Origin of the sequence: Pseudomonas cuatrocienegasensis, assembly GCF_900110925.1 — a bacterium.
Taxonomy (GTDB): Bacteria; Pseudomonadota; Gammaproteobacteria; order Pseudomonadales; family Pseudomonadaceae; genus Aquipseudomonas; species Aquipseudomonas cuatrocienegasensis.
The window spans coordinates 74,520-87,566 of the sequence record NZ_FOFP01000017.1 but is presented as its reverse complement, the minus strand read 5'-3'; the positions used below and the strand labels follow the sequence as shown (position 1 = coordinate 87,566).

At 61.9% G+C, this 13,047-nt stretch carries 12 protein-coding genes; 10 read left to right on the top strand and 2 right to left on the bottom strand.

Going from position 1 to position 13,047, the window contains the following annotated elements; translation table 11 throughout:
- Positions 1-61 precede the first annotated feature (61 nt).
- The 7 genes from BMW49_RS19975 to BMW49_RS19940 are packed head-to-tail and all read left to right on the top strand — an operon-like array spanning position 62 to position 6,432.
- Entirely contained in the window at positions 62-706 is a 645-nt protein-coding gene (locus BMW49_RS19975; RefSeq protein WP_069519520.1) for a hypothetical protein, read from the top strand.
- Positions 703-1,407, top strand: a complete 705-nt coding sequence (locus BMW49_RS19970) for a nucleotidyl transferase AbiEii/AbiGii toxin family protein (RefSeq protein WP_069519519.1) — start codon at positions 703-705, stop codon at positions 1,405-1,407. Before BMW49_RS19975 ends, BMW49_RS19970 begins: the two co-directional genes overlap by 4 nt.
- Positions 1,408-2,091 carry a protein phosphatase 2C domain-containing protein gene (locus tag BMW49_RS19965; RefSeq protein ID WP_069519518.1) on the top strand — a complete coding sequence of 228 codons (684 nt, stop codon included), beginning with the start codon at positions 1,408-1,410 and terminating at the stop codon, positions 2,089-2,091. It abuts the gene before it with no gap.
- A gap of 56 nt (positions 2,092-2,147) precedes the next feature.
- Positions 2,148-3,689: a class I SAM-dependent DNA methyltransferase gene (locus tag BMW49_RS19960; protein ID WP_069519517.1), complete on the top strand. Its 1,542-nt coding sequence runs from the start codon at positions 2,148-2,150 to the stop codon at positions 3,687-3,689.
- Positions 3,686-5,074, top strand: a complete 1,389-nt coding sequence (locus tag BMW49_RS24665) for a restriction endonuclease subunit S (RefSeq protein WP_069519516.1) — start codon at positions 3,686-3,688, stop codon at positions 5,072-5,074. The genes BMW49_RS19960 and BMW49_RS24665 overlap by 4 nt, the downstream gene beginning before the upstream one ends.
- 12 nt (positions 5,075-5,086) lie before the next feature.
- The gene (locus tag BMW49_RS19945) at positions 5,087-5,791 is read left to right on the top strand and encodes a hypothetical protein (RefSeq protein ID WP_069519515.1); all 705 of its coding nucleotides are present in this window, start codon (positions 5,087-5,089) and stop codon (positions 5,789-5,791) included.
- Positions 5,788-6,432: a hypothetical protein gene (locus BMW49_RS19940; RefSeq protein ID WP_069519514.1), complete on the top strand. Its 645-nt coding sequence runs from the start codon at positions 5,788-5,790 to the stop codon at positions 6,430-6,432. The genes BMW49_RS19945 and BMW49_RS19940 overlap by 4 nt, the downstream gene beginning before the upstream one ends.
- Before the next feature lie 346 nt (positions 6,433-6,778).
- Here BMW49_RS19940 and BMW49_RS19935 read toward each other — a convergent pair whose 3' ends face one another.
- Together BMW49_RS19935 and BMW49_RS19930 are read right to left on the bottom strand one after the other, a co-directional pair.
- The gene (locus tag BMW49_RS19935) at positions 6,779-8,140 is read right to left on the bottom strand and encodes a DNA recombination protein RmuC (protein WP_167362823.1); all 1,362 of its coding nucleotides are present in this window, start codon (positions 8,138-8,140) and stop codon (positions 6,779-6,781) included.
- A 324-nt stretch (positions 8,141-8,464) separates the two neighbouring features.
- Complete coding sequence (locus BMW49_RS19930) at positions 8,465-8,869, bottom strand: tetratricopeptide repeat protein (protein ID WP_069519527.1); 405 nt, start codon at positions 8,867-8,869, stop codon at positions 8,465-8,467.
- A 621-nt stretch (positions 8,870-9,490) separates the two neighbouring features.
- On the opposite strand from BMW49_RS19930, the gene BMW49_RS19925 reads away from it, so the two are divergent.
- From BMW49_RS19925 to BMW49_RS19915, 3 genes are read left to right on the top strand one after another with little or no spacing between them, the layout of a single operon-like run.
- The gene (locus BMW49_RS19925; RefSeq protein WP_167362822.1) at positions 9,491-12,100 is read left to right on the top strand and encodes an intermembrane phospholipid transport YdbH family protein; all 2,610 of its coding nucleotides are present in this window, start codon (positions 9,491-9,493) and stop codon (positions 12,098-12,100) included.
- Complete coding sequence (locus BMW49_RS19920) at positions 12,097-12,306, top strand: YnbE family lipoprotein (RefSeq protein ID WP_069519511.1); 210 nt, start codon at positions 12,097-12,099, stop codon at positions 12,304-12,306. The genes BMW49_RS19925 and BMW49_RS19920 overlap by 4 nt, the downstream gene beginning before the upstream one ends.
- A 10-nt stretch (positions 12,307-12,316) precedes the next feature.
- Positions 12,317-12,661: a YdbL family probable chaperone protein gene (locus tag BMW49_RS19915; protein WP_069519510.1), complete on the top strand. Its 345-nt coding sequence runs from the start codon at positions 12,317-12,319 to the stop codon at positions 12,659-12,661.
- The last annotated feature ends 386 nt before the right edge of the window (positions 12,662-13,047 follow it).

Sequence of the window (13,047 nt, the reverse complement as noted above, 5' to 3'; positions counted from 1 at the left end):
GCATCAACGCTTAAACTGTCCTCAGTCCTAGGACAAAGGACAGTCGCTAACTGAGATCGCCATGAAGAGTCAAGATGTTCTGTTGCTGATAAAACTGATCTGCCTTGAGCAGCGCGAACGCCTACAGCAGAGGCTTGAGGGCGAAACAGCCGAGCGAATCAAACACAGCGATCTCTACGCATCCGAACAATGGCGGGGCTGGGAAGATCACGCCGAACAAGACCCTCCCGTGCATCACGACAGCTACTCGGTTCGTGCCCTGCAAGCCTCACTGGGCATCAGCAAAACCGAAATTGCCTCGGCACTGAAGCGCTGCCAGCAAATCGGCCTACTGCGGGTAGACCCCAACAACCAGTTGCCTCGCGTCAACAGCAAAGCCTTGCTGGGCTTTATCGAGCACGGCTTGCGCTATGTATTTCCTGTCAAACCAGCAGAGATTGTGCGGGGCATTCCTACCAGCTTTTCCGCCCCCGTGCTGCAAGGCACGCTGATGAGCGGCGGCGACCTTATCCACGTCTGGCCAGACGCCTATGGCAATCGCAAGGGTCAATCCATCACCCCGCTATTCAGAACCGTGCCAGGTGCGGTCAAGAAAGACCCCCTGCTGTATGAATACCTGGCCCTTATCGATGCAATACGCCTGGGTAATGCCCGGGAAGCCAACCTCGCCAACCAGATGCTGCGTGAGAAGGTGCTGCAGGCATGAGCCACGCCCACAACATCCAGATGCTCGAAGTGGTCGCCCAGGCGCTCGGCCAAGACCTTTGCCAAGAGGTCGCCTTCGTCGGCGGCTGCACCACAGCCCTGCTGCTGACGGATGAATTCAGCCGTGAAGAGGTGCGTTACACCGATGATGTCGACTTGGTGGTTCACCTGGCCGGCTATGCCCAATGGCAACAGCTGGTCGAGCAACTGCAACAGAAAGGCTTCACGCAATCACCGCAGGACGAGGTCATCTGCCGTCTGCGCCTCGGTGAGTTGAAGGTCGACTTTATGCCCGAAGATGCCAGAACCGCCACTCTACTGGGTTGCAACAATCGTTGGTTCACAGATGGCCTGGCCAACGCGCAGTGGCACGTATTGCCCAGCGGCTGCCGCATTCGCCTGTTCACCCCGCCCTACTTTCTCGGCAGCAAACTGGAAGCCTATGCCGGGCGCGGCGCGCAGAACCCACTGGCTAGCCAGGACCTTGAGGACATTCTCAACCTGGTCAACGGCCGCGAAGAACTGCTACAGGAAGTTGACGCCGCCGCAGCCGAACTACGCGCCTATCTGGCAGAAAAGCTCACCGCACTGCTCGGCAATAACGACTTCGGCTACCTGGTGCAGGACGCCGCCCATGGCGATAACGAGCGTGAGCAGATCATCTGGCAACGTTTGCGCCATCTCTGCCAGGTGGCTGCCTGAATGCGCGCCACCCTGCACTGGCATACCCAGCTCGGCACACTCACGACCGACAACCGCGATGCCTGCGCCCATATCGAGCAGGCCCACGCCAGCCTTTACCTGATCGCCGATGGCAGCAGCAGTCACCCGCGCAGTGGCGAGTTGGCCACTGCCCTGCTGGCAGCGCTTGCCCAGGGCTTCAACCACCTGCCTGCGACCGAACGGAACCCGGAGCAATTGGCCGAAGCGCTGCTGCAGCTGATCGACAGTAGCAAGCGAGCCCTGCGTGATGCACACCCACAGGCGGCCTGCAGTTACCTCCTGCTATGCCTACTCGCCGATGCCGCGTTCAGCATCCATGAAGGCGACTGCTGCCTGGGGCTGATTGAGCCCAGTGGCCACATCAGCTGGCTGAGTCCCGCGCACTGCGCCGCCAATTGGCAAGGCAATCTCGCGCATGCAGAACTTGCGCAGATGCCATTACGTCACAACCTGACCCGCTGCTTTAGCCCCAGGCGCCCCAGTAACCCTGAAATCAACCACTGGCCACTTAGCGCCAACCAACATTGGTTGCTGGCTACGGACGGCTTCTGGGCCGGCCTGAGCGAACAGCAACAACAGCGCTTTTTACATGACGGCAGCCTGCCCGCGCCGCCCACCGATGACGACATCAGTTGCATGAGCATCATCACACCACCGACTTGATGAGACGACTAACACCACCTGTCCGGCTCACACCTTGAACAACCTAGAGAGACCCCATGACCCACTCCGACATCGTCCAGAAACTCTGGAACCTCTGCGACGTGCTGCGCGACGACGGCATCAACTACAGCGACTACGTCACCGAGCTGGTGCTCTTGCTGTTTATCAAAATGGAATACGAGCAGGCCCAGAGCGGCAGCCAGTTCGAGCACAAGCTGCCCGCTGGCGCACGCTGGCCGGACCTCACCGAAAAATCCGGGCTCAACCTGCTCAACTACTACCGGCAGATGCTGCTGGACCTGGGCAAAAATGAAGACCCGCTGATTGCCGCCATCTACGCCGACGCCCAGACCCGCCTGGCCGAGCCCAAGCACCTGGAGCAATTAGTCAAAAGCCTGGACGGCATCGACTGGTTCAGCGCCCGCCAGGACGGCCTGGGCGACCTCTACGAAGGCCTGCTGGAAAAAAACGCCAGCGAAACCAAATCCGGTGCCGGCCAGTACTTCACCCCGCGCCCGCTGATCGACAGCATCATCAACTGCCTCAAGCCCCAGCCTGGTGAAGTGATTCAAGACCCGGCCGCCGGCACCGCTGGCTTTTTGATTGCCGCCGACGCCTATATCAAGCGCCACACCGATGACCACTACGACCTCGACGCCAAGGCCCAGACCTTCCAGCGCAACCGCGCCTTTGTCGGCATTGAGCTGGTCCCCGGCACCCGCCGCCTGGCCCTGATGAACACCCTGCTGCACGGCATGGAAGGCGACGACGAAGGCGTGGTGCACCTGGGCAACGCCCTCGGCCAGACCGGCGCCAACCTGCCCAAGGCCGAGGTGATTCTCTCCAACCCGCCGTTCGGCACCGCCAAAGGCGGCGGCGGCCCGACCCGCGATGACCTCACCTATAAGACCAGCAACAAGCAATTGGCCTTTTTGCAGCACATCTACCGTGGCCTCAAACCCGGTGGCCGCGCCGCCGTGGTGCTGCCCGACAACGTGCTGTTCGAGGCCGGCGTGGGCACCGAAGTGCGCCGCGACCTGCTGGACAAATGCAACCTGCACACCCTCCTGCGCCTGCCCACCGGCATCTTCTATGCCCAGGGCGTAAAGACCAACGTGCTGTTCTTCCAGAAAGGCACCGCCGCCAACCCACGCCAGGAGCACGGCTGCACCCAGCGCGTGTGGGTCTATGACCTGCGCAGCAATATGCCCAGCTTCGGCAAGCGCACGCCCTTCGGCGCCGCGCACCTCAAACCCTTTGAGGAGGCCTACGGGGATGACCCCAACGGCAACAGCCCGCGCGCCGAAAACGTCGAAGGTATCGGCGAACTGAGCCGCTTTCGCGTATTTAGCCGCGAACAAATCCGCGAACGCGGCGACTCCCTGGATATCAGTTGGCTCAAGGATGCCGACAGCCTGGACGCCGCTGATCTGCCCGCCCCGGAAGTGCTGGCCGGCGAAGCCATGGCCGAACTGACCGAAGCCCTGCATGAACTGGAAGAGTTGATGAAAGCCCTGGGCGCGGGGGATGAGGTGGCGGCGCAGAAGCAGTTGCTAGCGGAAGTAATGGGACTCGCCGTCAGCGAGGAAGATGCATGAGCAAAACTATTCCAACCAATTGGGCGACCACCAGCTTCGATGAGGTTTTCTCTCAAATCTCAACGACCGGCAAAAAGGTCAAGACGGGAGAAACACAACTACAGGGAAAATTTCCTGTAGTAGATCAAGGGCGCACATTCATTTCTGGCTACCTGAATGACGAGAGTCTTGTCGTATCCAATGACGACCCGCTAATCATCTTTGGCGACCACACTCGGGAAATAAAGTGGATAGATTTCCCATTTATTCCCGGAGCAGACGGGGTAAAAATTCTCAAGACTGACGACGAACTGAACACCCGTTATATTTATTACTTTCTGCGCAACCTGCCTGTTGAAAGCAAAGGCTATGCGCGCCACTTCAAATGTCTCAAAGAAGCCGTCTATCTACTGCCGCCACTCGCCGAACAAACCCGCATTGCCCAAAAACTCGATGAACTGCTGGCCCAGGTCGACACCCTCAAAGCCCGTATCGACGCCATCCCCGCCCTGCTTAAACGCTTCCGCCAATCCGTCCTCGCCGCAGCGGTTTCCGGGCGGTTGACGGAGGAGTGGCGAAAAGAAAATTCGATACGCGCGAAATGGACGGAAGATGCCATCAAAGCGAGCGTTGTTGCAGAACGGGCGGCGCTTGGGTTCAAGCCAATAAAAACAAATGTGTCCCCAAGCACTAACCGTATTGAAGCGCCAATTAGCTGGGCCTGGCTGAAACTCTCGGAAGTTGCATTAAAAATCACCGATGGCGCCCACAATACGCCGAAAATTATGGCCCAAGGCTTTCCGTATATAACTGCAAAAGATTTAACGGGTGGAACTTTAAACTTTACCGAAGGGAAATTTATCTCTGAGGCAGAGCACAGAGAACTTTATAATAAATGCTCCCCCAAAATAGGCGACCTCTTAATTGTAAACATTGGCGCCGGAACAGGGAACAGCGCCAATGTGGACGTCGATTTTGAATTTAGCTTCAAAAATATAGCGATCATCAAGCGACCAGAAATTATAAACCCTCAATATCTAAAAGCCTTTTTTGATGCGCGTAAAAAAACAATATTTAATGAGCAGACTCAAGGCGGGGCTCAGCCATTTCTCAGCCTGACAATGCTAGGCAACATTGAAATTGTGCTTCCTGCACCGGAAGAACAAACCGAAATCGTCCGCCGCGTCGAACAACTCTTCGCCTTTGCCGAGCAACTTGAACGCAAAGTGCAAAGCGCCAAAAGCCGTATCGATCACCTCACCCAAAGCATCCTGGCCAAAGCCTTCCGGGGCGAACTGGTACCGCAAGACCCAAATGACGAACCCGCCAGCGTGCTGCTGGCGCGCATCCAGGCGCAACGCGCCGCCGCGCCCAAGGCCAAGCGCGGGCGCAAGGCATCAGCCTAGAAAGGAGTCAGCATGCTTAACGCAGTATTAGCCGGCAAGAAGCGCGGTACGGGGCTGCAGAACCCTCATGCCGCGCCAGAAATGGCAGAGGGCGCAGAGGATGTGCTGACTGCCAGCGTTTTTGAACGCCTGAGCTACTTGCCCGAAGCGCTGTTATCCAAGGTGATGACGACGCTGCTCGGCACACCCTTCGGCGCGCTGCAGAGTATCGACTACTGGCCGTCCTGGTATTTGCCGAGCGGAACCCGCGTCGAGCCTGATGTGCTGCTGCGCGATGAAAAACAGACCCTGCTGGTCGAAGCCAAACGCCACGACGGCATCCGCCAACAAGATGCCGGGCAACTGGCCAATGAACTGCTGGCAGGTTGGGAGGAAGACTGCCTGGGCGAGCACTGCCTGTTGCTGACCCTTGGCGGGCTGGTGGACACCCACGAACGCAGCCACCAGCAACTCCTGGCCTCTGTATTGCCCTTGCTACCCGCCGGCAGCGCCGCCCGCTTCACCTTGGTCTGCCGCAGTTGGCAGCAGCTGTATCAGGCTCTGGAAACGCACATTGACCCAGACACCCCCATTGGCTGTCGGCGTTTGCTCGATGACATTGCCCAGTGCTACGCCTGGCATGGCCTGCGCACCCACCCCATGCGTTGGCTCAATAACCTGAAGCCACTCGGGCTTAGCAGCACGCCCGCCTCCTTCGCCGCCTGGAAGCTGAAATGACCGATACCCTGCAAGACGCCCTGATGGATGTACGCCGCGCCTATCGCCTGCTCGCCAGCTACCAGCAACGCATGTTTGAACTGCTCAGTTTTGTGCGCGAGCACCTGGGGGCCGAGGACTACTACCAGAGCCATGTTCATCCGCTGCCACAAGGCATCAAGGGCCTGGGCAAGCAGGAGAACAGCGGCATGCGCTACCTGCCCTTTTACGACCTGTCGGCGATCTGGCTGAAGCACAAAAACCAGGATGCCCCTTGGGACAATCACTTACCCGGCGACATGATGTTCGGCGCCTGGGTGCGCAGCGACACGGGCTTCGACAAACACTCCGGCCTGTTCGACAACCAGCCTGTCGAGCAGACCCAGAGCGTCCTGGTGCTGTCCGTGGTGGTGTGCGACCAACCGATGGCCACCCCCTGCAACTGGTACGGGAAAATCTGGAACGGCATGGACTACCCGCAAGACGGTGAAGTAAATGCCACGGATGTGCCCGGCTACCGCTGCTACGCCCAGTCGATTGCCCTCGAACAGCTCTCAGATCGCAGCGCCATCGAAACCGCCCTGGCCGATTGGTGCGCGCGCGCCAGCCATAAACTGAATACGCCGATTGGCCAGATATCTAGGCGCGAAGGGGGCGCCTAGGATTTATTCGCGATTTGCCTTGAAGACGCTAAAAGCATCGCGAATAAATTCGCTCCTACGACCGGTAGCCTGGGTTGAGCGCAGCGATACCCGGGACGCGATTACTGGCGACACGCGCGCGAGGCCCTTAGCTGTCCGTTGATCGTTCCCACGTCGAACCGTCCGCGCGGGCATGCAGCCAGAGGCGCCCCGCGTCTCGCTACAACGGACGCAGAGCGTCCCAAGCTAGGCGCCACCTTCGCCGCGACGCCTAACCTGTAGGAGCGAATTTATTCGCGATGCTTTTGCTGCAAGCTCAAGACCTATCGCGAATAAATTCGCTCCAACACCTGCGTTGGCCGTGGGTTTAGCTGTCGGCTTCATCCGGCAATGGCAGGCCGGCGGCTTGTTCGAGCAGGTCGGGGGGCAGGCTTTTGCTGGCGCGGGCGCCGAGCAGTTTGAGGTTTTCCACCCGGCTGATGATGTTGCCGCGGCCATCGCAAAGCTTGTTACGCGCGGCGGCGTAGGCTTTGTCGAGCTGTTGCAGGCGGCTGCCGACTTCGTCGAGGTCCTGGATAAAGGCAACGAACTTGTCGTACAGCGCCCCGGCCCGCTCGGCGATTTCGCGGGCGTTCTGGCTTTGCCGCTCTTGGCGCCAGAGGCTGTCGATCACCCGCAGGGTGGCCAGCAGGGTGGTCGGGCTGACGATCACGATGTGCTGGTCGTAGGCGTCCTGAAACAGGTTGGGGTCGGCCTGCAACGCGGCGGAGAACGCCGCCTCGATCGGCACGAACAGCAGCACGAAATCCAGGCTGTGCAGGCCGTCGAGGCGTTGGTAATCCTTCAGCGACAGGCCTTTGAGGTGGCTGCGCAGCGACAGTACATGCTGGCGCAGCGCGTTCTGCCGCAGGCTTTCGTCATCGGCGGCGATGTACTGCTGGTAGGCGGTGAGGCTGACCTTGGCATCCACCACCACTTGCCGATCGCCCGGTAGCTGGATCAGCACGTCGGGCTGGAAGCGCTCGCCCTCGCCGTTTTTCAGGCTGACCTGGGTCTGGTACTCCCGGCCCTTCTCCAGGCCGGCGTGTTCGAGTACCCGTTCGAGCACCAGCTCGCCCCAGTTACCCTGGGTCTTTTGCCCCTTGAGCGCGCGGGTCAGGTTAGTAGCTTCGTCGCCCAGGCGCTGGTTGAGCTGCTGCAGGCGCTGCAGCTCCTTGCCCAGGGAAAAGCGTTCGCGGGCTTCCTGCTGGTAGCTTTCCTCGACACGCTTTTCAAAGGCCTGGATGCGCTCCTTGAGCGGGTCGAGCAACTGGCCGAGGCGCTGCTGGCTGGTCTCGGCAAAGCGCTGCTCGCGCTCATCGAAGATCTTGCCGGCCAGTTCGGCAAACTGCGCACGCAGCTCGTCGCGCGAGCCTTGCAGGTCATTCAGACGCTGCTGATGGTGGTCTTGCTGCTCATGCAGCTCGGCGGCCAGGGCTGCACGTTCGGCGCCCAGGCGGCGCAGCTCGGCTTCCTGCTGCTCACGCAGGGCTTGAGCGGCCTGGGCGCTGTCGCGGGCCTGCTGGCGGTCATGCTGGAGCAGTTCGCTCTCACGGCGCAGCGCGGCCAGCTCGGCCTGCTGGTCGGCCTTGGTTTCGCTGATCTCGGTGACTTCCTGGCGGCTGGCGTCGAGCTGAGCGCTGAGCCCGGCCTGGGTCAGTTGCGCGGCGTGCAGGCGCTCTTGCAACAGGCTGTTGTCCAGCCGCGCCTGCTGGGCCTGGCGTTGCAGCGACCAAGCGAATGCCAGCAGGGGCACGCTGGCGCAGAGCAGGCCGAGCAAAAACAATGGCAAGGGGGCAGACAGATCAATCGACATAGGGCATCTCTAAAAACGTAGGCGAGGCAGTCAGCGCAAGGCAAAAACAGGCGAGAAAGCGCAGTTTACGCTCTGTAAATGAGCATTTTGAGCCTGTTTTTAACGCCGCGATGACAACGCAGGTAGTTTTTAGAGGTGCCCGTAGGGCTCCGACGGGACTGCCGGGCATCATACCCAGCACGCTGGCTGGGGACGCGATCAGAGGCGCTTGAGCAGTTGCTGGGCTTCGGTCTGGCCCTGGTTGGCGGCCAGTTCCAGCCAATGCCGGGCTTGCTTGGGCTCGTTGACCTCAGGCTGGCTGCAGAGCTGGCCGAGGGTCAGTTGTGCGCGGCTGTCACCGGCACGCGCCGCCTGGCGCAGCAGGTCGAGGCCGATACGGCGATCACGGGTGTTGCCACAGTCGCGGCACAGTAGTTGGCCCAGACGGCTCTGCGCCGAAACCACGCCTTGACGCGCGGGGCGTTTGAGCAGGCGACCAGCAACTTGTTTGACGCTGTCAGTCTGGCCCAGGTGCGGGCGGTCGAGCAGCCAGAGCGCAACGCGCAGGGGTAAACGAGTGGACGACGAAAGCTTGGCAACAGGAGTGGATAGCACGCGAGGCATGGGTAACAGCTGGTGGCCGGAAAGGCGCGCCACTCTACTCTCTTTTTTTCTCAGGTAAAGGCCTTCGGCGAGGCAATCCGCGCTATGCCGACGAGCGTCCCAGACAATCCACAGAACCTGTGGATAACTCGGTGGACAACATGCGCGCAATGCCCCTGATCGCTGATGGGATGGGGCTTCCCGTCAAATTGATGATTTTTTCACCAGCTAAAAAAGTGCATATTTTTCATTGACTTAATAAATCAATATGAAGAATCAAGGATTTACGTCGTCCCGGAATATGACCTTGACAAGCCGCATCCTAAATGTGCACAAGTCGCCCTCTCTGCCAGGCTGGATGCCCTTTTTAAGCGCATTTCTGCCCTGAAACGCGGTCATTTTGCGGGCTGCGACTTGTCAATCCTGTGTGTATAGCCAGCCCGCGACAGAACATCCCCCCGCGGCCTGCGCAAATAGGGCTGCGGCATAGTGTCCCAGTTGGCGGTTGCCCCTCTCACGCTGCGCCATCTCTGTGCAGGCCGACGCGCATTGGCAGTACCGGGGACATGGGGTACCGTCCCTCCCACTTGAGCGTTATTAGGCCCCTGCATGACTCACCGGCGCATTGCGCGATACCTGCTGATGGCTCTGGCCCTGCTGCTGACGCTGAGCATTGCGGCCTGGCTTGCGCTGCCGCGCCTGCTGCTTGCTCAAGGCATTGAGGTGCTCGCCTGGCAGGGTTTTGGGCTGGGCCGTGACGGTGTACGACTGGCGCAGTTGCAGGTGCGCCAGCAGAGTGATGCGGGCAGCGTTCAGCTAAAAACCACGGGCCTGAAGCTCGGCTGGGCGGGTTTTAGCCTGCGCCCACCCTTTTGGCAGCAGCTGGACCTGGAGCACGCGCACCTCGACTGGCAGCCCGCCGCATCCACCGCCCCCAGCGAGAGCACACTTGACCCGGCAGCGGCCCTCGATGCCCTGGCGTTTATCCCGGCCCAGCTGCGGATACAGCAACTGACAGCCGAACTGCCCTGCCCGCGCGGGCGCTGCACGATTGATGGGGACCTGCAGCTTGCCCGCAGCCTGGAAGAGCCGTTGCAGGTCACCGCCCAGGTGACGATCAAACACCAGCAGCACAGCCTCAGTGCCCAGGCGCAGCTGCAACAACACGACCAGGCCCTGGCCGCCCAGCTGCTATTAAGTGTCGACGCGGTGCCGCAACTGAGCCTGCGCAGCGACCTGTCGAGCACCGCCCAGGGCAGGCTCTGGCAAGGTGAACTGGCCACCTTGCCATTCAGCCAGGCGGCGCTGGTGCAGGCCTGGCTCGCCGAGTGGCTACCTGCCTCCGAACGGCCGCCCGCCGTCCTTAGCGGTTCGGCCGCACTCAGCGCTACCTGGCAATTGCAACTGCCGGCGGGTGACTTGACCCTGGCGCACCTGCACAGCGCCAGCGGTCGCCTCGAAGCCGCTGCCAGCCTGCCCCAGGCCTGGGCCTTGCCCGGTATCGGCGAAGTGCAGGGCGAGTTGCAGCTCGCTGCACGGGCCGAACAGGGCCAGTGGCTGATCGAACAACTGCGCACGGACTTGCAGTTCGACCACCTCGCCCTGACGACCTGGCTGCCGACCCTGCCTGCCGCCCTGAACAACCCGCGTCTGGCCCTGCGCATCGAGCCTGCGCCGCAACCCGCGGACCTACCGGCAAGCCTCAGCGGCCGCGCCCTGCCCCTGCACGTCGAGCTCAGCAGCAGCGGCGCCAGCGACCTGCAGCTGAGCGCTAACCTCGCCGTGGCCACTCATGCGCCCTGGGCCATGCAGATCGTCCAGGCGCAGGTCACCGCCACCACGGCCAGCCTGGATATGGCCGGCTGGCAAGGTCGCGAGATACGCGCCAGCCTCAACGCCAGCGGTTATCTCGACAGCATGCAGCTGCGCCTCGCCCTCGGCGCCGGCAGCCAGTTGCAGGTGGCCCAGCTACAGGGCACGGATGTCCAGGCCCAGGGCGTGCGCGCGCAGAGCGACAAGCTGCAACTGGCACTCGACTATCCCGACAGCGCCGACCTGAGCTGGCAGCTCGAAGGCCCCTTAAGCCTGAGCAGCGAGCGCCTGACCCAGGCCAACCTCAAACCCCAGAGCTGGAGCTGGCAAGGCCAGCTCAAGGCCACGGCCGAGCAACAACAAGCCAGCGGCCGACTTAACGCCCAGGCCGAATTGCCGATCGATCTAACCCTGCACCACTGCAACGCCGAAGGGCTGCATCTGGAGGCCAAGGCGACCGAACTGTTCTTGCGTGCCGGCAACCCACTGGCGCAGATCCTCGCCGACTGGCCGGCGCTGCTCGACCTCAGCGGTGGTCGCCTGAACAGCAAGGCCAGTCTGCATCTACCCACAGGCAGGAGCATCCCGCAGGTGAATCTCGACCTGGCCCTGAGCGACCTCGGCGGCCTGTATGACCGTGCCACCTTCAGCGGCCTGAGCGGCGACCTGCAGCTGCGCCTGGACGCCCGCACGCTCAGCGCCAGCAGCTCCAACCTGCGCCTGGCCGAGGTCGACCCCGGCGTGGCCATCGGCCCAACCCAGCTCAGCGTCCGCTACCAGGCACCACGCAACCAGCCCGGCAACGGCACGCTCAAAATCGACAATGCCGAGACCCGGCTGATCGAAGGCCGCCTGAGCCTGGCCCCCGGTCAATGGCGCCTGAGTGACGATGACTGGTTGCTGCCCCTGCGCCTGGAAGGCCTGAACCTGGACCGCCTGCTGACCCTCTACCCGGCCGAGGGCCTGGCCGGCAGCGGCTTGATCGACGGTGACCTGCCGCTGCGCGTGCAACAGGGCGCCCTAAGCATCGCCCAAGGCCAGCTCGCGGCCCGCGCCCCCGGTGGTTACCTGCGTTTTCGTTCGGCGCGCTTCGACGCCCTCGGGCGCAGCAACCCGGCCATGCAACTGGTCACCCGCTCGCTTGAGGATTTTCGCTACAGCGTGCTGAGCAGCCAGGTCGATTACAACCGCGACGGCAAGCTGAACCTGGGCATGCGTCTGGAGGGCCAGAACCCGGCCATCGAAGGCGGGCGACCGATTCACTTCAACATCAACCTGGAAGAAGACATCCCCACCCTGCTGGCCAGCCTGCAACTGACCGACAAGGTCAACGAAATCATCACCCGCCGCGTGCAACGCTATATGCTGCAACGCAACGCACAGCCGTCCACGTCGTCTGACATTCGTGTCGATGCCCCGGTACAAGGAACCCCGCCATGACCCGACCGCCACACTGGTCTTTACCCCGCGGCCTGCTCGCCCTGCTGCTGGTGCTCAGCCCACTTGCCTGCACCCCGACCGTGCAGTTGGCGATGCCCAACGAGCCGATCAATATCAACCTCAACGTGAAGATCGAGCACGAAATCTACATCAAGGTGGATAAAGCCCTGGACAGCATGTTCAGCGAATCCAGCGGCCTGTTCTGAGGAGCACGACATGACCCTGACCCAACGCATTGCCAGCTTTATTCTGCTGTTCAGCCTGAGCCTGCCGGCGCTCGCCCTCAACCTCAACGAAGCCATGAGCGCCCTGAGCAGCGCCAAGGCCAGCGGCCAGCTCGGCGAGCAGCCTGACGGCTACCTCGGTGTGGTCAGCCCTGGCGGCCAGGCGGCGGAAATCGCCGCGCAGATCAACCAGGCGCGCCGCGCCGAATACCAGAAACTCGCTACCCAAAACGGCATCCAGCGCAGCGACGTGGAAGCCATCGCCGGGCAGAAGGCTCTGGAGCGCACACCCGCCGGGCAGTACATCCAGGTCCAGGGGCAATGGCGCAAGAAGTAGGTGCTGCCCGCAGCGCAGACTTCGCGCCGGGGCGGCGCTCCTACGCGATAGTGGTGCTGCAGCGTGCATCGGTAGGAGCCGCGCCCCGCGGCGAATAGTGGCCTTCCTGCGCTATCGCAGGCCGCCCACAAAGCTTCGCGCCGGGGCGGCGCTCCTACGCGATAGTGGTGCTGCAGCGTGCATCGGTAGGAGCCGCGCCCCGCGGCGAATAGTGGCCGTCCTGCGCTATCGCAGGCCGCCCACAAAGCTTCGCGCCGGGGCGGCGCTCCTACGCGATAGTGGTGCTGCAGCGTGCATCGTAGGAGCCGCGCCCCGCGGCGAATAGTGGCCATCCTGCGCTGTCGCAGGCCGCCCACAAAGCTTCGCGCCGGGGCGGCGCTCCTACG